Below are 20,592 nucleotides of genomic sequence, written 5' to 3'. Positions count from 1 at the left end.
CCGGGCCCCGAGTCCTCACGTCCCGGTCCCGAGTCCCGCCGGGGTCCCGGGCGCTACCGCAGCGGACCCTCCGGCGGCCGCTGGCGCGGCATGGTGGGCCGGGTGCCGGGCGGCGGCAGCACCCGCACCTGGGCGCCGACACCGGGCTCGCTGCGCCCGCCCCAGGCTCCGCCGGACTGGGTGGGCAGCTGGGTCATCGAGGCGCGGAACTCCAGCATCCACTCCGAGGTCTCGGTGCGGACCATGTCCGAGACGTCCTCGCAGAACCGGCGCAGCACGCCCAGGCAGCGCTCGGCGGCCTCGCCCGCGGTGCCCTCGGTCGGGCCGAGCACCTCGCGCACGCACTCCGACGCCCAGTCGAACTGGAACGCCTCCAGACGGCGTTGCAGCGCCTGCCCGGTGGAGATGTCCCGCATCCAGCCGGAGGTGAGGCCGAAGACCCGGTCGGCGGCCAGACAGGCGGCGGAGAGCGCGAAGCCGACGTAGCCCCAGCCGGTGCCGTGCGCGAAGGCGCCGGCCAGGCCGACCAGCGGGGCGACGACCCCGCCCACCGCGAAGCCGGCCGCGCCGAACCGCAGCAGGCGCGCCCAGCGGCGCTTCCAGATCCGGTCCCGGCGGTACCACTCGATCGCCTCCACCGCCCGCTCCTCGGACCAGCGGTAGAGCTCCTCCAGCCGCTCGGCGGGCTCGCCCCAGTCCCCGAGGGGGAACTGGCGGGTGCTCAGATCGGTCCGGCGGCTGGTGGAGGCCCGTCGGACGACGGCGGCGACGGGCTGGTCCTCCTCACCGATCTCCTTGCCCCAGGCACTCTCCTCGGGCTGCATTTCCGGCTGGCTCACCTGTGGGGCTCCCTGTGGCGGGCGGACTGCTGGTCTGTCGGCGCAACGGCTGACGTGGTGTCCGCCGGTGGTTCTCCAACAGCACTTCTTACCGCCAAATGGCTGACCGTGGGGGCGCTTCTCCGCTGATCGTTACCGGTTTCGGCCAACGGAACCCGAGGTGGGCGGGTTGCGGGAGGCGGCGAGATTTCACCCGTCCGAGCGAGGGCCCGGTGACCCGACGTCGTGACCCGGCCACCGACCGCCGAATCGGCGCCGTCCGGCTTGGAGGATCCTCCGACGCGCTCGCCCTGCGGAGCCGCCCTCCTGGAGGATCGGACGGGACCGGAGAGCGGCCGGAACCGGCCACCGACTACGCTGCCAGGCGTGAAGGTCCTCGTCATCGGCGGCGGCGCCCGCGAACACGCCCTGTGCCGCTCTCTGTCCCAAGATCCCGCAGTGACCGAACTGCACTGCGCCCCGGGCAACGCCGGGATCGCGCAGGTCGCGACGGTCCACCCGGTCGACCAGCTGGACGGTGCGCAGGTCGCCGCACTGGCCGGCCGGCTCGGCGCCGCCCTGGTCGTGGTCGGCCCGGAGGCCCCGCTGGTCGCCGGCGTCGCGGACGCCGTGCGCGCGGCCGGCGTCCCGGTGTTCGGCCCGTCCGCGGCGGCCGCGCAGCTGGAGGGCTCGAAGGCCTTCGCCAAGGACGTGATGGCCGCGGCCGGCGTCCCCACCGCCCGCTCCTACGTCTGCACCACCGCCGCCGAGGCCGCCGAGGCGCTGGACGCCTTCGGCGCCCCGTACGTGGTGAAGGACGACGGCCTGGCCGCCGGCAAGGGCGTCGTGGTCACCTCCGACCGCGAGGAGGCGCTGGCGCACGCCGCCGCCTGCGAGCGCGTGGTCATCGAGGAGTACCTGGACGGCCCCGAGGTGTCGCTGTTCGCGATCACCGACGGCACCACCGTCGTCCCGCTCCAGCCCGCCCAGGACTTCAAGCGCGCGCTGGACGGCGACGAGGGCCCCAACACCGGCGGCATGGGTGCCTACTCGCCGCTGCCGTGGGCGCCCGCCGGGCTGGTCGAGGAGGTCCTGGAGACCGTCCTCCAGCCGACCGTGGACGAGCTGCGCCGCCGGGGCACCGAGTTCTCCGGCCTGCTGTACGCGGGCCTGGCGCTCACCTCGCGCGGCACCCGGGTGATCGAGTTCAACGCCCGTTTCGGCGACCCGGAGACCCAGGTCGTGCTGGCCCGGCTGCGCACCCCGCTGGCGGGCGTGCTGCTGGCCTCCGCCAACGGCACCCTGGACCAGCTGGAGCCGCTGCGCTGGGACGAGGGCGCGGCCGTCACCGTGGTGGTCGCCTCCGAGGGCTACCCGGCCGCCCCGCGCACCGGCGACCCGATCGAGGGCCTGGCCGAGGCCGAGGCGGACGGCACCGCGTTCGTGCTGCACGCCGGGACGAGGACGGGCGATGACGGCCGGGTGCTGAGCGCCGGCGGCCGCGTCCTGTCGGTCACCGCGACCGGTACCGACCTGGCCGAGGCGCGCGAGCGCGCGTACGCCGCGGTGGACCGGATCTCCCTCAAGGGCGGCCAGCACCGCACCGACATCGCGCTGAAGGCGGCCACCGCCTGAGGCGACCGCGTCCGCGCTGCCCGCGGCCCCCGTGCGAACCGCTCGCACGGGGGCCGCGGTGCGTGTGGCGCCCACGAGCGCGGTGCGTGTAGCGCCCACGAGCACGGGGCGGGGGCGGGTCCCGACGGGAACAGGCGTGGCGTGGGCACGGGCGCGGCACGGGGACGGGCGCGGCGCGGGGACGGCGGACCTCGGCGGGGCGAGCGGGAATCGAACGCCCGAACCCACCGGTCAACCCCCATGGGCGCAGCGTCCCGGGCGTTTCGGGAGCGGAGCGGCCGCAGGGGCGGACGTCCCGTTCGGCCGACGGATTCCAGCCCATCGGGTGACAGCGTCCGCATCCGGCTGACGCAACCGGCCGTGCGGCCTTATGGTGCGCTGGATCGCGGTGCGCGGGGTCCGTGCGCCGGGGTCGCCGCCGGGTAGCGGTGCTCCCACGGGGGGATGCTGGACGGCGTCCGGCCGGGTGGTCGTCCGGGTGCTTCGCACCGGACCGGCCGCCGGAGTCCGGGCGGTGTCACCGGAACGACCGCGTCACCGGAACGACCGGGCGGTGTCACCGGGACGAGTGGAAACCGGGGCGATCCGGAACACCCGCCCGGACCGGGGCGTCGAAAATGTCAGTAGCGCCACGCAGCATGCACTACCGGGGATCGGACGCCTCCGCTTCCCGGTCGGAACTGATCGTTTCGAGTCGGCTCAGGGCCCGAAGCCGGGCGCCCGAGGGCTCCGAAGGGGGTGCCGCACCGTATGGCCGCAGTCGACATCGCGCGCGCTCACGCCCAGGCGGTCCTGCGGGTCCGAGGCCTCGCCCGGGCCGCCGCCGCCCTGCCCGCCGCCGTCGCGGTGGTCCTGCTCGCGGGCCGGTTCACCGGCCGGATCGGCGCGCCCGGGGCCGCCGACGCGGCGGGCTGGGACGCCGCCCGCTGGGTGGTCTGCGCGGTCGCCGCGCTGACCCTGGCGGTGGCCGGGCTGACCGCCCGGGCCGTGCGCCGGGCCGTGCCGCCGCGCACCCCGGCCGTCCCGCTGGACCGCGCCGAGGCCCCCGAGCTGTACCGGCTGATCGACGAGCTGGCGGACCGGCTGGACGTGCCCGCGCCCTCCGCCGTCGCCCTCACCCCGGACTGCGACAGCTGGCTGGAGGACGTCCCGTCGGCGGGGCGGCCGGCGCGGCCGCACCGGCGGGGCCCGGACGACGGGGCACCCGCCCCCGTCCTGGTGATCGGCTCGCCCTTCCTGTGGTGGATGCGGGCGGGGGAGCTGCGCGCCCTGCTCGCCCCGGTGGTGGCCGGCACCGCCGCCTCCGCCGATCCGGAGATCGCCGCCGCCCGGCGCTTCCTGCGCGGCCTGGACGCCTGCCTGGACTCCGGCGGCGGTGCGGCCCCCGGTCTCGGCGGCGGCACCCTGGCCGCCCCGCCCCGGCCTCCCCGGCGCGGTCCGGCCGCGCTCGCGGACCGGATCGTCCGCAGGATCGTCCGCCGTCTGCTCGGCGCCTGCCGGGGCCACTCCGCCGAGCTGGAGCGCTCGGTCGCGGGCTGGGCCTCCGAGCAGGCCAGGGCGGTCGACTACGGCCTGCGGATCGCCGCCCAGGAGCAGGTCGGCCTGGCCTACGCGGGCTGGGACCGGCTGCTCACCCGGGTCGCGCTGCCCGCCTGGCGGCTCGGCCGGCACCCGGTCCACCTCAACGCCGGCGTGGTCTCCGCGCTCACCGAGCTGTCCCGGCGCGACCGGCTGGCCGACGGCTACGGCAGCCGGCTCGGCGACCGCCCCGCCTGCGACCTGCTGGAGGAGCCCGGCGCCGTCGACCGGGCGGTCTCCCGGCTCGCCGCCGAGCTGTTCTTCGGCCGCCCGGCGGCCGGCGCCTGGCACGAGCTGGAGTGGGCCGACTACCCGGCCGAGGTGGTGGACGCCGGCTGGCGGGCGGGCGCCACCACCCTGCAGACCGCGCTGGACCGGCTCGCCCCGCAGTCCCGTCCCGGCGCCCCGACCCTCACCCGGCTGCTCGGCCGGCTCGCCGAGGGCGACGGCGAGCTGTTGGCCGCCGCGCTCGCCGCCCAGCTGGCCCGCACCACCGCCCCGGCCCCGCTGCTCGAACCCGACCGCGGCGGCCGCGACCTGCTGGTCGACCACGTCACCGCGATGGTCTGCTGCGCCGCCGTGGACACCGCGGGCGGCGCCCCCGGCCTGGACTGGCTGGACGGCCCGGTGCTGCTGCTCGGCGGGGTGCGCCGCACCGACCTGGCCGGCCCGGTCGCCCAGGCCGTCGAACAGGGCCAGGACGGTCCGCTGCGCACCTGGCTGGACGCCGCCGACGTCCGCCTCGAGAAACCCGTCCGCCTCTGACGTCCCGTGCGTACCGGAAGGGCGCTCGGCATCCCGCCGCGCGCCCCCAAACCGGCCGACTGCCGGGCGTCTTCGCAGGCCGGAGGCCCTGCCCGGGAGGCGCGCGAGATTCCCTGCACCAATTGCTACCGGAGGGTGACGTTGCGCCAGCACTCTGTGGTGTATTAGACCGCACGCACATCCGGGGGGCACGTGCCAACCGGGCGGAAGTGCACCTGGGAGGGGCGCGTGGGGACCGAACTCAACCGCCGCTGGGAGTCGGGGACGCACGCCTACAGCGTCTCCGACCCCTTCGGGCAGGGCCCGCTGCCCTGGCTGCGCAGCCCGGACCAGTACCTGGCCGGCGCGGAGGGCGCCGTGCCCTGGTACGTCTCGGTGGACGCGCCCGGCCAGCAGTCGCTGACGGCCGGGGTCCGCCGCAAGCCGTCCGTCGGCTCCCCGCAGGGCGCCAACGACGTGGACCAGCAGATCAAGGGCTTCGCCTCGGCGGGGGTGGTCCGCCCCGGCGGCTCGGTGGACTTCCGGGTCACCGTCAACCCGCCCCGCGAGTTCACCGTGAACATCTTCCGGATCGGCCACTACGGCGGCGACGGCGCCCGCCACATGACCTCCAGCCCGCTGATCGCCGGCCTCGCCCAGCCCGCCCCGCTGGTGGTCGACCGGACGGTCTCCTGCCACCACTGGTGGCACTCCTGGCGGCAGCAGATCCCGGCGCACTGGAAGCCCGGCGCGTACGTCGCCGTGCTGACCACCGCCGACATGCTGCACCGCAGCCACATCCCGTTCACCGTCCGGGACTTCGAGGAGCAGGGGCGCACCGCCGAGCTGCTCCTGGTGCTCCCGGACGTCACCTGGCAGGCGTACAACCTGTTCCCGGAGGACGGCCGCACCGGCGCCAGCCTCTACCACGCCTGGGACGGCCGGGGCGGCCTGGTCGGCGAGCCGGAGGCGGCCGTCACCGTCTCCTTCGACCGCCCGCACGCCACCGCCGGACTGCCGCTGCACGTCGGCCACGCGTACGACTTCATCCGCTGGGCCGAGCGCTACGGCTACGACCTCTCCTACGCCACCGCCACCGACCTGCACGCCGGCCTGGTGGACGCCTCCCGGCACCGGGCGCTGGTCTTCCCCGGCCACGACGAGTACTGGTCGGAGCCGATGCGCCGGGCCGCCGAGCGGGCCCGGGACGGCGGCACCTCGCTGGTGTTCCTCTCCGCCAACACGATGTACTGGCGGGTCGAGCTGACCGCCGCCGCCTCCGGCGAGCCCAACCGGCTGCTCAACTGCCGCAAGCGGCAGAAGGTCGGCCCGGGCAGCCCGGCCGCCGGGGCGCCCGGCGCGGCCAGCGCGCTGTGGCGGGACGCCGGGGAGCCCGAGCAGCACCTGCTCGGGGTGCAGTACTCGGGGCGGGTCGCCGCGCCCGTCCCGCTGGTCGCCCGGCACACCGCGCACTGGCTCTGGGACGGCACCGGTCTCCAGGAGGGCGACGAGCTGCCCGGGCTGGTCGCCGGCGAGGCGGACCGCTACTACCCCAAGGTGGCGCTGCCCGAGCACGTCGAGCGGGTGCTGCTGGCGCACTCGCCCTACCAGGACCCGGCCGGCCGCACCCGCTACCAGGAGACCTCGCTGTACCGGGCGCCCAGCGGCGCGTACGTCTTCGCGGCCGGGACGTTCGCCTGGTCGCCCGCGCTGGGCCGCCCGGGCCTGACCGACGAGCGGATCCAACGGGCCACCGCCAACCTGCTGGACCGGCTCTGCAAGAACGAGTGACCGACGGCCGGAGGAGCGGCGTCCGGCGGGCGTGAAAGACTGCGGGGGCAGTGACCTCCCCTTTCGCGGTGCCCCCGCCCGTGAACGACCCCTGAGGACTGAACACCTTGAGCGGATTTGTCACCAAGCCCGAGCCGGTCCAGGTACCCGGCCTGGTCCACCTGCACACCGGCAAGGTGCGCGACCTCTACCGCACCGGGTCGGGTGAGCTGGTCATGGTGGCCAGCGACCGGACGTCCGCGCACGACTGGGTGCTGCCGAACGAGATCCCCGACAAGGGCCGCGTCCTCACCCAGCTGTCGCTGTGGTGGTTCGAGCGGATCGCCGACATCGTGCCCAACCACGTGATCTCCACCGAGGTCCCGGCCGGCGCCCCGGCCGACTGGAAGGGCCGCACGCTGGTCTGCCGCAGCCTGGAGATGGTCCCGGTCGAGGCGGTCGCCCGCGGCTACCTGGCCGGCTCCGGCCTGTCCGAGTACCAGGAGAGCCGTACGGTCTGCGGCATCGCGCTGCCCGAGGGCCTGGAGAACAGCTCCGAGCTGCCCGCCCCGATCTACACCCCGGCCCTCAAGGCCGAGGTCGGCGAGCACGACGAGAACGTCTCCTACGAGGAGACCGCCCGCCGGATCGGCGCCGAGCTGGCCGCCCAGCTGCGGCAGACCACGCTGAACGTCTACGCCCGGGCCCGGGACATCGCCCGCGACCGCGGCATCATCCTGGCCGACACCAAGTTCGAGTTCGGCCTGCTGGACGGCGAGCTGGTGATCGGCGACGAGGTGCTCACCCCGGACTCCTCCCGCTACTGGCCCGCCGACCAGTGGCAGCCGGGCCGCTCGCAGCCGTCCTTCGACAAGCAGCTGATCCGCGACTGGCTGGTCTCCCCGGCCTCCGGCTGGGACCGCTACAGCGAGCAGCCGCCGCCGGCGCTGCCGGCCGAGATCGTCGAGCGGACCCGGGCCAAGTACATCGAGGTCTACGAGCGGCTGACCGGGACCACCTGGGCCTGAGCCGCCCCGGACCGCCCGCGGGCCTGGCCTGGCCCGTCGTCGAACTCGCCGACGCGGACGCGAGTTCGACGACGGGCCTCAGATCCAGCCGTGCTCGCGGGCGATCCGCACCGCCGCGTGGCGGTTCTCCGCGCCCAGCTTGGTGGCCGCCGCGGACAGGTAGTTGCGCACGGTGCCCTGGGAGAGCGAGGCCCGTTCGGCGATCTCGGCGATCGAGGTGCCGTCGGCGGCCAGCTCCAGGACGTCCGTCTCGCGCGGCGTCAGCGGGGTCTCGCCGGCGCTGATCGCGTCCGCCGCCAGCTCCGGGTCCACGTACCGGCCGCCGGAGCGCACGGTGCGGATGATGCCGGCCAGGTCCGCCGCCGAGACGGTCTTCGGCAGGAAGCCGCGCACCCCGACCTCCAGCGCCCGCTTCAGGTAGCCGGGGCGGCCGTGCCCGGTGACGATCATGCAGCGGCAGTCCGGCAGCTGCAGCCGCAGCTGGGCGGCCACCTCGATGCCGTCCCTGCCCGGCATCTGGAGGTCCAGCACCGCGACGTCCGGGCGGTGCGCCTGCGCCATCGCCAACGCCTCCGTACCGGAGCCGGCCTGGGCGACCACCTCGATGTCGTCCTCCAGCGAGAGCAGCGCGGCCAGCGCGCCCCGGATCAGGTGCTCGTCGTCGGCGAGCAGGACGCGGACGGGTGCGGTGTTCTCGGTCATCGGGCGGTCCTTCTTCCTCAGCCGGCGAGCGGGACGGTGGCGAGCATCCGGAAGACGCCCGCCCCGGTGGGGGCCACGGTCAGCTCGCCGTCGTGGGCGGCGAGCCGCTCGCGCAGCCCGCGCAGCCCGGTGCCGCTGCCCTGGGAGGGGAACGGGATCTCGGGCACCCCGTCATTCTCCAGTTCCAGCACGGCCCGTCCGTCCTCGGTCCGCAGCCGGATCAGGCAGCGGTCGGCCTCGCTGTGCCGCAGCACGTTGGTGGTGGCCTCGCGGATCACCCAGCCGAACACCGACTGGACCGCGGCCGGCAGTTCGTCGGCGTCCTCGCCGAGGTCGATCTCGCAGGCGACGTCCGCCGAGCGCAGCACCGCCCGGGCGCCGATCGCCTCGGCGTGCAGGTCGGCGGCGCGGTAGCCGCGGACGACGTCCCTGACCTCGCGCTGCGACTCCTGGGCGATCCTCTGCACCTCGGCCATCTGGTCGGCGGCCTCCGTACGGCCCCGGCGGGCGAGCTGCACGGCGAGTTCGCTCTTCAGCGCGATGGTGGTGAGGTTGCGGCCCATCACGTCGTGCAGGTCGCGGGAGAAGCGCAGCCGCTCCTCGGCGACGGCCAGCCGGGACTGTGCCTCGCGGGCGGCGTCCAGCTCCCAGACGATCGAGGTCAGCCAGGCGAAGCTGCGGCAGCTGGAGCCGAGGAAGGCCATGCCGATGGTGAGCCCGGTCAGGTATCCGGCGGTGCTCGCGGTGTCGAGCCCGGCCAGCGTCGCGGCCGGGACGACGGCCGCCAGGATGCCCAGCCCGACGGCGGTGGCCCAGCGCGGGGTCAAAGCCACGCAGACCTGGCCGTGGGAGAAGAGCAGCAGGCTGCTGGCGACGAACAGGGTGAAGGGCGGCCCCGGGCTCTCCGCGCTGCCGCCGGCGGGCCCGAACAGCAGGACGGTCCAGGAGCCGGCCACCGCGAGGCCGACCGAGAGGGCGGTCCAGACCCGGTGGTCGGCGGGGCGGCCCAGGTAGTGGTCGAGGGCGGCCCGGTAGGCCCGCAGCAGCACCAGGGTGACGGCGAGTCCGATCAGCACGGAGATCCGGACGGCGGGGAGGTTCCCGGGCTGGTCGGCGGCGCTCCCGGCGGCGATCAGGACGCTCGGGAGGACGAACAGCGCCATCAGGTAGAGCGACCAGCGCAGGTACAGCTCGGTGCGCTGGGGTTTGCTCAGGCCCGTCCAGCTGCGAAGCGGTGACCGCATTCTCAATTCTTCCGCCCCAGTTCGATCACGATCTTGCCGGTGTCTTCATATCAGAGGCCCGGAAGGCGCCCATCCATCGGATGAGCGCCTTCCGGGGGGCACGTCCTTCGGGTCAGCGGCGGGGTTCCCAGCGGAAGTAGCGCACCGCGCCCCAGACCGCCAGGCCCAGCCAGATGGTCCCGGTGACCAGGTGCGAGCCGGCCGCGCCCCAGGAGCCGATGAAGTCCGTCGCGGGGGCCGAGCCGTCGGTGCCGAACCAGCCGATCCGGATCAGCTGGAAGGCGGGGGTGGTCGGCAGCAGCCGGCAGACGTCGGCCACCTGGGAGGGCATGACCTCCAGCGGGACGAACAGGCCGGAGCCGAGCTGCATGACCAGCATGACCGGCAGGGTGGTGATGCCCGCGCTCTCCACGGTCCTGGTGAAGGCGCTGGACAGCGCGGCCAGGGCGATCATCGTGGCCAGCGCCAGCAGCAGGCCGACCAGCATCAGCAGCGGGTTGACCGGCACGGCCAGGTGCAGGCCGAGGCTGCCGCCGATCCCGATCAGAGCGGCCATCAGCAGGCCGAGGGCGAGCGAGGGGACGGCGGTGCCGAGCAGGATCTCGACGTCCCGGGCCTCGCCGGTGCGCAGCCGCTTGAGGACCAGCTCGCCGCGCCGCCCGACGTACGCGGCGGTCAGGTTGTAGTACACGACGAAGGCCAGGATCATCCCGACCGAGCCGTAGACCAGCAGCGAGTCGACGTCCAGCCCGGGGTGGGACTCGGCCTGCGCCGACAGCGTGCCCCGCAGGGTGAAGACCAGCACCAGCGGCAGCACCAGGGCGGTGAACAGGGCCGTGCGGTTGCGCAGCAGCAGGGTGGCCTCGGCCCGGCCGAGGGCGAGCAGCCGGCGGACGGCGGTGCTCCGCGGACCGGCGGTGGCGGCGGGGACGGCGGTGGTGGTCATCGGGCGGATCCGATCAGGCGGCGGCGGGCGGGGCGGGTGGCGGCGGGCGCCTGCGGGGAGTTCCGGTGGGCGGCCTCGGAGGCGATCGCGAGGAAGGCCTCCTCCAGCGAGGCGCTGCGGGCGTCCAGGGCGCCGAGCGCGATCCCGTGCTGCCGGGCCCAGCCGAGCAGGTCGGTGAGGGTGTCCTGGAGCCCGAGGGTCTGGACGGTGACCCTGCGGCCGTCGACGCCGACCTCGGCTCCGGCCAGCACGGGCAGCGCGGCCCCGGTGAACGCGGGCAGCTCGAAGGTGATCCGGGAGGGCCGGCCGGCGATCACCTCGGCGACGGTGCCGGTGGTGACGACCTGGCCGCCGTGCATGATGGCCAGCCGGTCGGCCAGCTCCTCGGCCTCCTCCAGGTAGTGCGTGGTGAGCAGCACCGTGGTGCCCTGGGCGCGCAGTTCGCGGACCAGTTGCCAGACGGCGGCGCGCGCCTCCGGGTCCAGGCCGGTGCTGGGCTCGTCCAGGAAGAGCACCTCGGGGCGGCCGAGCAGGGCCATCGCGAGGTCCAGCCGGCGCTTCTCGCCGCCGGACAGCTGCTTGACCCGGACCTTGGCGCGGTGGCCGAGGCCGACCAGCTCCAGCGCCTCCGCCACCGGGCGGGCGCCGCTGGTCATCCCGGCCCAGACGCGGCCGGTCTCGGCGGCGGTGAGCTCGCCGGGGAAGCCGCCCTCCTGGAGCATGATGCCGATCCTCGGGCGGACGGCGGCGCGCTCCCCGAAGGGGTCCCGGCCGAGCACCCGGACGGTGCCGCCGGTGGGGGCGGCCAGGCCCTCGATGACCTCCATGGTGGAGGTCTTGCCGGCCCCGTTGGTGCCGAGCAGCGCGAACAGCTCGCCGCGGCGGACGGTCAGGTCGACGCCGCGCACGGCGTGGTACCCGGAGGTGCCGCCGCCGTATTGGCGGTGCAGGTCGGTGACCTCGATCACGTCTTCGCTGGGGCGGGAGGGCCGGCTCGTTTCCATGCCCCAAGCCTCCCGTCGGCCGGGCCGCGGGGGCAGTGCGCGCCGTCATGACCTCGCGGTGGGGATCCACGGGTCGGCGATGACAAACGTCATGGGCGATATCGCGACAGCCGGGGCGGGTTCCGCGGGCGCCGGGGAGGGAATGCCGAAGGGCCCCCTCATTCGAGGGGGCCCTTCGTATCGGAGCGGACGACGAGATTCGAACTCGCGACCCTCACCTTGGCAAGGTGATGCTCTACCAACTGAGCCACGTCCGCAGGTCAAACTATTGAGTTGTGCTGTGCTCGCGCACTGCGAGCGGACGACGAGATTCGAACTCGCGACCCTCACCTTGGCAAGGTGATGCTCTACCAACTGAGCCACGTCCGCATGGTGCCTGGTGGGGCACCCGCCGCCTCTTCGGATCTCTCCGTTGCGGCGACGAGGAATACTCTACAGCATCGTTCGGGGTGGTCGCCCCACCCTTTCGGTCCGGGCGGGCGGGGCGACCGGGAGCGGGCTCCCGCAGGGCTCAGTTCGCCTCGGCGAACGCCTCGTACACGTGCTTGGGGATGCGGCCGCGGGCCGGCAGCTCCATCCCGCGGGACAGCGCCCAGGCGCGGACGGCGGCCGGGTCGGGGGTGAGGGCGGTGCGGCGGAACGACTTTCCGGTGCGGCTCTGGCGGCGGCCGGCGGCGACGAACGGAGCGAGGGCCTCCCGCAGCTTTTCCGCGTTGTCCACGGACAGGTCGATCTCGTACGACTTCCCGTCGACGCCGAAGTGGACGGTTTCCGCGGCGGCGCCGCCGTCCAGGTCGTCGGAGAGCGTGACAACTACACGCTGAGCCATGGGTGTCAATCCTCTCGGGCAATTCGGCCCCGGTCCGAGGGGGTACCGGGGCCTGATGTGCACCAACTCGCGCAAGCGCGTACGGGCGGGCCGGACGGCTCGCCTGATACGCAGCACTTGCCGCGACAGGTGGCCCTATTCTGCACCCGAAGGGGGCCGAAATCGAAGAGTCCGGCATTCTTTTCCGGATATTCACGTCTCTTCGCGGGACTCCTGGATACCGGCGTGCGGGACGGGCGGATCTGTCCCCAAGTGCCGTATTCGGGTGTTCTCCGGACGGCGCCGTTCCGAGCGCCGAATCCGGGGAAACCGGCCGACCCGGTCCGGTGGGGACCCGCCCGGATCCCTTGCGGCGTAAGGGTCTCGGGTCTACGCGCGTCGCTATCCCCGGCCAGCAATCCTGCCCGAAACCACCGGTAGTCTGGAGTTCCCCCGCCTCACCGAAGACACCACCGGGAGTGCCAGTGGCACGCGTCGTAGTCGACGTCATGCTCAAGCCGGAGATCCTCGACCCCCAGGGACAGGCGGTGCAGCGTGCACTGCCCCGTCTCGGATTCACCGGGATCGCCGACGTCCGCCAGGGCAAGCGTTTCGAGCTGGATGTGGAGGGCCCGGTCGACGACGCGGCGCTCGCCCGTATCCGCGAAGCCGCCGAGACCTTTCTCGCCAACACCGTGATCGAGGACTTCACCGTCCGCGTCGAGGAGGAGGGCAAGTGACCACCCGCGTCGGCGTCGTCACTTTCCCCGGCTCGCTCGACGACCGCGACGCCCAGCGGGCGGTCCGCCTCGCCGGCGCCGAGCCGGTCGCCCTCTGGCACCGTGACAAGGATCTCCACCAGGTCGACGCCGTCGTCCTGCCGGGCGGATTCAGTTACGGCGACTATCTGCGCTGCGGTGCGATCTCCCGCTTCTCGCCGGTGATGGAGACCGTCATCGAGCAGGCGAAGCTCGGAATGCCGGTCCTCGGTATCTGCAACGGCTTCCAGGTGCTCTGCGAATCGCACCTGCTGCCCGGTGCGCTCACCCGGAACGACTCGCTGCACTTCATCTGCCGCGACCAGAAGCTGCGCATCGAGAACGCCGGCACCGCCTGGACCCGGGATTACTCGGCGGGCCAGGAAATCGTCGTGCCGCTGAAGAACGGCGAGGGCCGCTTCGTCGCCGAGGAGCGGGTGCTGGACGAACTGGAGGCGGAGGGCCGGGTGGTCGCCCGTTACCTGGACGTCAACCCGAACGGTTCGTACCGCGACATCGCCGGCATCACCAACGCCGCCGGCAATGTCGTCGGCCTGATGCCGCACCCGGAGCACGCCGTGGAGCCGCTCACCGGTCCGACCACCGAGGGCCTGGGCTTCTTCACTTCCGTCCTGAAGCAGCTGGTGAACGCCTGATGAGCCTCGACACCGTCAAGAACGCCGAGCAGACCCCGGACGCCGCCCAGCCCTGGGCCGAACTCGGCCTCAAGGAGGACGAGTACGCGCGCATCCGGGAGATCCTCGGCCGCCGCCCGACCGGCGCCGAACTCGCGATGTACTCGGTCATGTGGTCGGAGCACTGTTCGTACAAGAGCAGCAAGGTCCACCTGAAGCAGTTCGGTGAGAAGAAGCCCGACTCGGACGCGATGCTCGTCGGCATCGGCGAGAACGCCGGCGTCGTCGACGTCGGCCAGGGCTACGCGGTCACCTTCAAGGTCGAGTCGCACAACCACCCGTCGTACATCGAGCCCTACCAGGGCGCGGCCACCGGCATCGGCGGCATCGTGCGCGACATCCTGGCGATGGGCGCCCGCCCGGTCGCCGTGATGGACCCGCTGCGCTTCGGTGCGGCCGACCACCCGGACACCCGGCGCGTGCTGCCCGGGATCGTCTCGGGCATCGGCGGCTACGGCAACTGCCTGGGCCTGCCGAACATCGGCGGCGAGGTCGTCTTCGACTCCTGCTACCAGGGCAACCCGCTGGTCAACGCGCTGTGCGTGGGCGTCATGAAGCACGAGGACATCCACCTCGCGCAGGCCTCCGGCGCCGGCAACAAGGTCATCCTGTACGGCGCCCGCACCGGTGGCGACGGCATCGGCGGCGTCTCGGTGCTCGCCTCCGAGACCTTCGACGACACCAAGCCGGCCAAGCGCCCGGCCGTCCAGGTCGGCGACCCGTTCCAGGAGAAGCTCCTGATCGAGTGCACCCTGGAGATCTTCCGGGAGAAGCTCGTCAAGGGCATCCAGGACCTCGGCGGCGCCGGCCTGTCCTGCGCCACCAGCGAGCTGGCCTCGGCCGGCTCCGGCGGCATGCGGATCGAGCTCGACACCGTGCACCTGCGCGACCACACGCTCTCGCCCGAGGAGATCCTCATGAGCGAGTCGCAGGAGCGCATGTGCGCGATCGTGGAGCCCGACAAGGTCGACCGCTTCCTGGAGATCTGCGAGAAGTGGGACGTCATCGCCAACGTCATCGGTGAGGTGACCGACGGCGAGCGCCTGGAGATCTTCTGGCACGGCGAGCTCGTGGTGGACGTCCCGCCGCGCACCGTCGCCCACGAGGGCCCGACCTACCAGCGCCCGTACGCCCGCCCGAGCTGGCAGGACGCGCTGCAGGCCGACGCCCCGACCGCCGAGCGGCTGGCCCGCCCGACCACCGGCGAGGGCCTCAAGGCCGACCTGCTGAAGGTCGCGAGCCACCCGAACCAGGCCTCCAAGTCCTGGATCACCGACCAGTACGACCGCTACGTGCTCGGCAACACCGTGCTCTCGGTCGGCGAGGACTCGGGCATGATCCGGATCGACGAGGAGACCAACCTCGGCGTCTCGGTCGCCACCGACGGCAACGGCCGCTTCGCCAAGCTGGACCCGTACACCGGTGCCCAGCTGGCCCTGGCCGAGGCGTACCGCAACGTCGCGGCCGGCGGTGCCAAGCCGCTCGCCGTCTCCGACTGCCTCAACTTCGGCTCCCCCGAGGACCCGGACGTGATGTGGCAGTTCGCCGAGGCCACCCGCGGCCTGGCGGACGCCTGCCTGGTGCTCGGCACCCCGGTCACCGGCGGCAACGTCTCGCTGTACAACCAGACCGGCGACGTCGCCATCCACCCGACCCCGGTGGTCGCGGTGCTCGGCGTCATCGACGACGTCACCCGGCGCACCCCGCTGGCCTTCGCCGAGGAGGGGCAGCTGCTCTACCTGCTCGGCGACACGGCGGACGAGCTCGGCGGCTCGGCCTGGTCGCAGGCCGTCCACGACCACCTCGGCGGCCTGCCGCCCAAGGTGGACCTGGAGCGCGAGCGGCTGCTCGGCGAGATCCTGATCGCCGCCTCGCGCGACGGCATGATCGACGCCGCGCACGACCTGTCCGACGGCGGTCTCGGCCAAGCGCTGGTGGAGAGCTGCCTCAAGGGCGGCCACGGTGCGCGGATCATCGTGCCCGAGGGCCAGGACCCGTTCGTCCTGCTGTTCTCGGAGTCGGCCGGCCGCGCCGTCGTGGCGGTGCCGCGCAGCGAGGAGCTCCGGTTCAACGACATGTGCACCGCGCGCGGCCTGCCGGCCACCCGGATCGGTGTCGTGGACGGCGAAAGCCTGGACGTCCAGGGCCAGTTCAGCGTCTCGCTGGCCGAGCTGAAGGACGCCCACACCGGCGTCATCGAGGCCCTGCTGGCCTGACGTCACGGTTCCCTCCGGGGCGGGTGGTTCTCTGGTGAACCACCCGCCCCTGGGCGTATGTTGACGCCCATGCCTGCCAAGTCCCGTACGTATCAGCCGCAGAAGACGAGCGCCGCGCTGGTGGCGCAGTGCGAGGCGGTGCGCGACGTCGTGCACCAGCTGACCGAGTCCGACCTGGAACGGCCGACCCGCCTCGGCTCCTGGCGGGTGCGGGAGCTGGTGACCCATGTGAGCCTGGCGCTGAGCCAGATGCGGGCCGTGCTGGACGCCGCGGAGGTGGACGGGCCGCCGCTCCCGCTGGCCGACTACGCGGCGCTGGCCGCGTCGATGGCCGAGTTCGTCGACGCCGCGACCACGGAGCACACCGCGATCGGCTTCGCCGGCCCGCCCAAGGAGGTGGCCGCCGCGTTCGACGAGGCGCTCGACACCGTGCGGGCCGTGCTCGGCCGGGCGGCCGCGCTGGAGCCGGACCGGCGGGTCACCTTCCTGAGCGGCCATCCGCTCCACCTGACCGACTACCTGGTGTCCCGGCTGGTCGAGACCGTGGTGCACGCCGACGACCTGGCCGACGCGCTCGGCCTGGACGCCTTCCCGCACGACCGCGAGGCCGTCGCCGCCGTCACCCGGATGCTGGCCGACGCCCTCGCCGGACAGGTGCCCGGCGGCGCGGTCGAGCTGCGGATCCCGCCGTACGCGGTGGTCCAGGCGGTGCCGGGGCCGAAGCACACCCGCGGCACCCCGCCCAACGTGGTGGAGACCGACCCGCTGACCTGGATCCGGCTGGCCACCGGCCGGGCCGACTGGGCGGCGGCGGTGGAGGCGGGCGAGGTGTCCGCCTCGGGCGAGCGCAGCGACCTGAGGGAGTACCTGCCGGTGCTGCGGTAGCCCCCGGCTACCGCAGCTGGCCGGCCAGGGCCTCGGCGGCCCTGCGCAGCGGCTCCCCGGCGAGGGCGCGGTCCAGCTCGGCGCCGGTGCGGTCCTGGGAGACCAGCAGTATGAGGTCGCCGTCGCCCTTGATCGGCACCCGGGCGAGGGCGGCCCCGCCCGTGCCCGGGACCAGCTTGGTCTGACCGGCCGCCGGCTGGTCGGTGGAGATCTGCTGGAGCTGGTCGACCCCGGCACCGGCGGCTCGCTGGATGAGCGGCAGGATCAGGTTGACGGCGACCCCGCGCTGGGTGGTCGCCACCAGCTCGGCCCTCACCGGGGTCCCGTCCACCCGCCAGTCGCAGCCGACCGAGGCGTGCGGGGGCCGGGCCGGGACCGACGGCATCTCCGGCGGGTGGGTGAAACCGGACGGCCACGGCTGCGGTGGCGCGCCGGAGCCCGTGTCGCCGTCCACGGCGCGCCCGTCCCCGGTGTCCGGGGTGGCCGTGCCGGGGATCCCGGCCGCGGTGAGCGCCTTGCCGAGGTCCAGGCCGAAGGGGCAGATGTCCTGCCCGCCCTGGTTCTGCCGGAGCTTCTCGGCGGTCGAGCGGACGGCGTCGTACGAGAGGGCGCCCGAACCGGGCAGGCTCCCGGACGAGGACGTGCAGGCGGCCGTGCCGAGCAGGACCCCGGCGGAGGCGAACAGGGCGGCGAGGGTGCGGCGTCGGGCGGTGGTCATGACCGCAGACTATGGACTGTTCCAGCCGGGTTGGCCAGCCCTGCGGCCGGTTCCGCGGCCCGGTTCACGGGACGGCCGGCCCGCTGAGGTAGGCGCCCTCCGCCGAGTACGGCCAGGCGTTGGGCGCGCAGCCCTTGAGGCCGTAGATCTGCTGCATCATCGCGGGCGCGGGCTTGCCGTCGCCCGGGCAGCCCTCGTGCCCGTGGCCGATCCGGTGGCCCACCTCGTGGTTGACGATCAGCGCCCGGTACTCGTCCAGCGGTCCGCTGAACTGGGGCGAACCGGTGTTCCAGCGCTTGGAGTTGACGAGCACCTGGTTGCCGACGTTGCAGTTGACCTCGCCGTGGGTGTCCAGGCCGGAGGCACCGCAGATCCGGTCCACGGTGGCCGGTGAGGCGATCTTCACGGTGAAGTCGTACGGGCCGTCGGCGACCAGGTGGAAGCCGTTCCTGCGGTCGTTGGTCCAGCCGCGCCGGTCGCCGAGGATGCCGTGGATCTGCGCGGCGGCGGTCGGGGCGTCGATGCCGATGCCGTCCTCGACCTCGACCCGGTAGCGGCGCACGTTGCCGCGCCCGACCGGCTTGGCGGTGGCGGGGGCGACGGCGAAGGTGCCCGCGCCCTTGGTGGGCCCGGGGTCCGGCCCGGCGGGGCCGGGCGGTGCGGCCGGGGGCGCGGTGGGCGGTGCGGCCGGCGGTGCGGCCGGTGTCGGGGGCTGTGCGGGTGACGGGGCTCCCGCCGGTACCGGTGCGGGGGCGGCGGCCGGGGGCGGGGCCTGCTCGGGCGCCGGCGCCGCCGTGGCGGCCTGCTCGGCCGGCGGGGCGACCCTCGCCTGGGTGGTCGTCGGGGCGGCGGCCGGCGTCCCGCCCGGGCGGGTCAGCGCGATCGCGGTGGCGCCCAGCACCAGGACGGAGAACGCCAGTGCCGTGAGCATGCCAGGACCGGGTCCGCGCCGCGGCCGGCGGCGTCGGCGACCGCCCTTCCGGGGCGGTGCGGTGCGCCGGCCGACGGATCGGGCTGCGGACATGATCTTCACACTGGCACGACGAACGGGTGAATGTCCACACACCCCGGACGCGGCCGGCGGTGCGCCGGTGGCGGTGAACCGCACGGGACGGCGGTTGACCCCTGCGTCTCGGGTGGCAGACTTCAGGGCATGGCGATTCACAGGAACCTTCTCGACGGTCCCGAACCGACCCTCCTCCCGGAGGAGGAGCGGCCCTACCGGATGCTGGCGGAGGAGTCGGCCTCCCCGACCCAGGTGGCGGCCGAGTTCCCGGCCTTCTGCCTGGCATGGGCGATGCTCGCCGACGACGCCTACGCGGCCGGCCGCTACGTCGAGTCGTACGCCTACGCCCGTACCGGCTACCACCGTGGCCTGGACGCGCTGCGGCGGAGCGGATGGAAGGGGCACGGCCCGGTGCCGTGGGAGCACCGCGGCAACCGCGGCTTCCTGCGCTGCCTGGCGGCGCTCGCCCGGGCGGCCGGCGCGATCAAGGAGACCGAGGAGGAGACCCGCTGCTGGCAGTTCCTGAAGGACAGCAGCGCTGAGGCGTACGCGGAGCTCAAGCAGTAGACACCCCCCGACACACGGGTGCCCCCGGCGGTCTCCGCCGGGGGCACCCGTGTTCCGCGCTCGGGCGCGGGCCCTACGCCGAGCGCGGCCCTACGCCGGGCGTGTGCCCTGCGCGGGGCGCGGGCCTCACTTCAGGCGCTTGCCCGCCGAACGCAGCTGCTCGGCGGCCTCGACCACGCGGGCGGCCATGCCGGCCTCGGCCAGCTTGCCCCAGGTGCGCGGGTCGTAGGTGTTCTTCTTGCCGACCTCGCCGTCGACCTTCAGCACGCCGTCGTAGTTGGCGAACATGTGGCCGGCCACCGGGCGGGTGAAGGCGTACTGGGTGTCGGTGTCCAGGTTCATCTTCACGACGCCGTTCTCCAGCGCGGTGGCGATCTCCTCGGCGGTCGAGCCCGAGCCGCCGTGGAAGACGAAGTCGAACGGGTCGGTCTTGCCGTACTGCTTGCCGATCGCGTCCTGGAGCTCGCGCAGCAGCTCCGGCTTCAGCACGACGTTGCCCGGCTTGTACACGCCGTGCACGTTGCCGAAGGAGGCGGCCAGCAGGTAGCGGCCCTGCTCGCCCAGGCCGAGCGCCTCGGCGGTGCGCACGGCGTCGTTGACGGTGGTGTACAGCTCGTCGTTGATCTCGTGGGTGACGCCGTCCTCCTCGCCACCGGTCGGGGTGATCTCGACCTCGAGGATGATCCGGGCGGCGGCGGCCTGGGCCAGCAGCTCCTGGGCGATGGCCAGGTTGTCGGCGAGGGTCTCGGCCGAGCCGTCCCACATGTGCGACTGGAACAGCGGGTCCCGGCCGTTGGCCACGCGCTCGGCGGAGATCGCCAGCAGCGGGCGGACGTAGCCGTCCAGCTTGTCCTTCGGGCAGTGGTCGGTGTGCAGCGCGACGGTGACGTCGTACTTGGCGGCCACGATGTGGGCGAACTCGGCGAGCGCGACGGCGCCGGTCACCATGTCCTTGTTGTGCTGGCCGCCCAGGAACTCCGCGCCACCGGTCGAGATCTGGATGATGCCGTCGCTCTCGGCCTCGGCGAAACCACGCAGCGCGGCGTGCAGGGTCTGCGACGACGTGACGTTGATGGCCGGGTAGGCGAACTTGCCCGCCTTGGCCCGGTCCAGCATCTCGTTGTAGACCTCGGGAGTTGCGATGGGCATGCGATCCGCTCCTGTCGGGTTGCGGCGTACGGACGGTGCTGTCCGACGCTGTGTACGCCTTCGTGACGACTCCGTGCCGGCCCGCCGACGCGCGGCGTTGCGGTGTGGCTCTCCGGCACGTTCGAGGCGACCTCCGCGGTACGGCCATGAGGGTGGTGTGCCGTTGCGGACCGGACGCCTGTGCCATCTTCCCAGACTCGTGCCCGCAGGTCAGCAGGAGCCCGCCATGCGGAACGGCGCACGGCACGGGCGCACGGCGGTTCCCGGGCGGCCGGCGGGGGCCGGGAGCGGTCCTGGCCGGGCGCCGCCGGCACGGGACGC

General features: G+C 73.9%; 18 protein-coding genes and 2 tRNA genes. 9 read left to right on the top strand and 11 right to left on the bottom strand.

The genetic code is table 11. The features are described 5' to 3' along the window. Positions 1-53: 53 nt before the first annotated feature. Complete coding sequence (locus ACZ5GH_RS18275) at positions 54-839, bottom strand: SLATT domain-containing protein (RefSeq protein ID WP_387752067.1); 786 nt, start codon at positions 837-839, stop codon at positions 54-56. Positions 840-1,205: 366 nt separating this feature from the next. On the opposite strand from ACZ5GH_RS18275, the gene purD reads away from it, so the two are divergent. From purD to ACZ5GH_RS18255, 4 genes are all read left to right on the top strand, one after another. Further along, positions 1,206-2,453, top strand: coding sequence for a phosphoribosylamine--glycine ligase (gene purD, locus ACZ5GH_RS18270; RefSeq protein ID WP_464334771.1), 1,248 nt, complete (start codon positions 1,206-1,208; stop codon positions 2,451-2,453). A 750-nt stretch (positions 2,454-3,203) separates the two neighbouring features. Then, positions 3,204-4,796: a M48 family metalloprotease gene (locus ACZ5GH_RS18265; protein ID WP_464334770.1), complete on the top strand. Its 1,593-nt coding sequence runs from the start codon at positions 3,204-3,206 to the stop codon at positions 4,794-4,796. Between the two features lie 228 nt (positions 4,797-5,024). Beyond that, positions 5,025-6,566: a N,N-dimethylformamidase beta subunit family domain-containing protein gene (locus ACZ5GH_RS18260; protein WP_387752075.1), complete on the top strand. Its 1,542-nt coding sequence runs from the start codon at positions 5,025-5,027 to the stop codon at positions 6,564-6,566. A 107-nt stretch (positions 6,567-6,673) separates the two neighbouring features. Continuing rightward, positions 6,674-7,573 (top strand): phosphoribosylaminoimidazolesuccinocarboxamide synthase, encoded by a 900-nt coding sequence (locus ACZ5GH_RS18255; protein ID WP_387752077.1) that lies wholly within the window; start codon positions 6,674-6,676, stop codon positions 7,571-7,573. A gap of 78 nt (positions 7,574-7,651) precedes the next feature. On the opposite strand, the gene ACZ5GH_RS18250 is transcribed toward ACZ5GH_RS18255, so the two are convergent. The 7 genes from ACZ5GH_RS18250 to ACZ5GH_RS18220 form a co-directional block, all read right to left on the bottom strand. Continuing rightward, positions 7,652-8,275 (bottom strand): response regulator, encoded by a 624-nt coding sequence (locus tag ACZ5GH_RS18250; protein WP_387752080.1) that lies wholly within the window; start codon positions 8,273-8,275, stop codon positions 7,652-7,654. A gap of 17 nt (positions 8,276-8,292) precedes the next feature. Further along, on the bottom strand, positions 8,293-9,519 hold the full coding sequence (locus ACZ5GH_RS18245) for a sensor histidine kinase (RefSeq protein ID WP_464334769.1): 1,227 nt from the start codon (positions 9,517-9,519) through the stop codon (positions 8,293-8,295). 112 nt (positions 9,520-9,631) lie between these two features. Then, the gene (locus ACZ5GH_RS18240; protein WP_387752085.1) at positions 9,632-10,465 is read right to left on the bottom strand and encodes an ABC transporter permease; all 834 of its coding nucleotides are present in this window, start codon (positions 10,463-10,465) and stop codon (positions 9,632-9,634) included. Then, positions 10,462-11,469, bottom strand: a complete 1,008-nt coding sequence (locus tag ACZ5GH_RS18235) for an ABC transporter ATP-binding protein (RefSeq protein WP_464334768.1) — start codon at positions 11,467-11,469, stop codon at positions 10,462-10,464. Before ACZ5GH_RS18235 ends, ACZ5GH_RS18240 begins: the two co-directional genes overlap by 4 nt. Positions 11,470-11,653: 184 nt before the next feature. Then, positions 11,654-11,726, bottom strand: a tRNA-Gly gene (locus ACZ5GH_RS18230). Positions 11,727-11,765: 39 nt separating this feature from the next. Next, positions 11,766-11,838, bottom strand: a tRNA-Gly gene (locus tag ACZ5GH_RS18225). 142 nt (positions 11,839-11,980) lie between these two features. Then, positions 11,981-12,298, bottom strand: a complete 318-nt coding sequence (locus ACZ5GH_RS18220) for a histone-like nucleoid-structuring protein Lsr2 (RefSeq protein ID WP_030056585.1) — start codon at positions 12,296-12,298, stop codon at positions 11,981-11,983. 464 nt (positions 12,299-12,762) lie between these two features. Here ACZ5GH_RS18220 and purS point away from each other — a divergent pair, with 464 nt between their 5' ends. The 4 genes from purS to ACZ5GH_RS18200 all read left to right on the top strand — a co-directional run bounded on the left by purS (position 12,763) and on the right by ACZ5GH_RS18200 (position 16,831). Then, the gene (gene purS, locus ACZ5GH_RS18215) at positions 12,763-13,017 is read left to right on the top strand and encodes a phosphoribosylformylglycinamidine synthase subunit PurS (RefSeq protein WP_049654013.1); all 255 of its coding nucleotides are present in this window, start codon (positions 12,763-12,765) and stop codon (positions 13,015-13,017) included. After that, on the top strand, positions 13,014-13,691 hold the full coding sequence (gene purQ, locus ACZ5GH_RS18210; RefSeq protein WP_387752090.1) for a phosphoribosylformylglycinamidine synthase subunit PurQ: 678 nt from the start codon (positions 13,014-13,016) through the stop codon (positions 13,689-13,691). The genes purS and purQ overlap by 4 nt, the downstream gene beginning before the upstream one ends. Beyond that, a complete protein-coding gene (purL, locus tag ACZ5GH_RS18205; protein ID WP_387752092.1) occupies positions 13,691-15,946 on the top strand; it encodes a phosphoribosylformylglycinamidine synthase subunit PurL in 2,256 nt (751 codons plus the stop codon). Before purQ ends, purL begins: the two co-directional genes overlap by 1 nt. A 69-nt stretch (positions 15,947-16,015) precedes the next feature. Beyond that, positions 16,016-16,831, top strand: coding sequence for a maleylpyruvate isomerase family mycothiol-dependent enzyme (locus ACZ5GH_RS18200; protein ID WP_387752094.1), 816 nt, complete (start codon positions 16,016-16,018; stop codon positions 16,829-16,831). Between the two features lie 7 nt (positions 16,832-16,838). On the opposite strand, the gene ACZ5GH_RS18195 is transcribed toward ACZ5GH_RS18200, so the two are convergent. Next, complete coding sequence (locus ACZ5GH_RS18195; protein ID WP_464334767.1) at positions 16,839-17,549, bottom strand: hypothetical protein; 711 nt, start codon at positions 17,547-17,549, stop codon at positions 16,839-16,841. A 64-nt stretch (positions 17,550-17,613) separates the two neighbouring features. Then, positions 17,614-18,480, bottom strand: a complete 867-nt coding sequence (locus ACZ5GH_RS18190) for a DUF3152 domain-containing protein (RefSeq protein ID WP_464334766.1) — start codon at positions 18,478-18,480, stop codon at positions 17,614-17,616. Positions 18,481-18,702: 222 nt separating this feature from the next. Here ACZ5GH_RS18190 and ACZ5GH_RS18185 point away from each other — a divergent pair, with 222 nt between their 5' ends. Then, the gene (locus tag ACZ5GH_RS18185) at positions 18,703-19,122 is read left to right on the top strand and encodes a DUF3151 domain-containing protein (protein WP_350749668.1); all 420 of its coding nucleotides are present in this window, start codon (positions 18,703-18,705) and stop codon (positions 19,120-19,122) included. A 126-nt stretch (positions 19,123-19,248) separates the two neighbouring features. Here the strand turns inward: ACZ5GH_RS18185 and fbaA are convergent, their stop codons facing one another. Then, positions 19,249-20,271: a class II fructose-bisphosphate aldolase gene (fbaA, locus tag ACZ5GH_RS18180; protein ID WP_387752104.1), complete on the bottom strand. Its 1,023-nt coding sequence runs from the start codon at positions 20,269-20,271 to the stop codon at positions 19,249-19,251. Positions 20,272-20,592: the final 321 nt, after the last annotated feature.

The organism is Kitasatospora sp. Xyl93, from assembly GCF_055383135.1.
Note: the sequence above shows the minus strand (reverse complement) of the source record. Positions and strands in the feature narration are given on the sequence as shown.